The sequence below is a fragment of the Roseovarius gaetbuli genome (assembly GCF_900172365.1).
Lineage (GTDB): Bacteria > Pseudomonadota > Alphaproteobacteria > Rhodobacterales > Rhodobacteraceae > Roseovarius > Roseovarius gaetbuli.
On record NZ_FWFJ01000135.1, the window covers coordinates 1 to 870 of the forward strand.

Annotated in this window: 1 protein-coding gene; it reads left to right on the forward strand. The window is 55.1% G+C overall.

Features of this window, described 5'->3' with window-relative positions:
• Positions 1-851 (forward strand): IS3 family transposase (locus ROG8370_RS19955; RefSeq protein ID WP_085828844.1); only part of this gene is annotated, 851 nt, incomplete at its 5' end.
• Positions 852-870 lie beyond the last annotated feature (19 nt).

Sequence of the window (870 nt, forward strand, 5' to 3'; positions counted from 1 at the left end):
CTCGGGACGCGAGGCAAAAAATGGTGAGCGGAAACCATAAGCTAAGCGTTCGCCGCCAATGTGCGTTGCTGACATTGGCGCGGTCAAATCTGTACTATGAGCCGAAGGGCGAGAGCGCCGAGAACCTGCGGTTTATGGCGATCATCGACAAGCAGTTCTTGGAGACGCCGTGGTACGGATCGCGCCAAATAGCACGTCATATGAAGCGCAACACCCACGCATGCGGGCGGCATCGTGTCCGCCGTTTGATGCGCCTCATGCGGTTGGTGCCGATCTACCAAGAGCCCAACACCAGCAAAAAACACCCGCAGCATAAGATCTGGCCATACTTGCTACGGAACGTGGCGATTGACCGTCCAAACCAGGTCTGGTGCGCAGATATCACTTATATTCCGATGCGGCGTGGCTTCCTGTATCTCGTGGCGATCATGGACTGGTTTAGCCGCAAGGTTTTGGCCTGGCGGCTCTCCAACAGCATGGACGCTGCGTTCTGCATCGAAGCACTGAAAGAGGCATTGGCAAAACATGGCACGCCGGAGATCTGCAACACCGACCAAGGATCACAGTTCACCAGCGGAGATTGGATCGACGTGCTGACCGAAGCTAAGATCAAGATCAGCATGGATGGCAAAGGGCGGTGGATTGATAACCGAATGATCGAACGGCTGTGGAGGTCCCTCAAGTACGAATGTGTCTATTTGCACGCGTTTGAGAAAGGGTCAGAGGCGAAAACCGGCATCGGAAAATGGCTGGCCTATTACAACGCCGAACGGCCGCACTCCACCCACGGCATCTTGACCCCGAATGAGGCCTATGCAAGCAAAACAGAACCAACGAGATTAGCAGCCTGACATGAAACCCTGATCCACC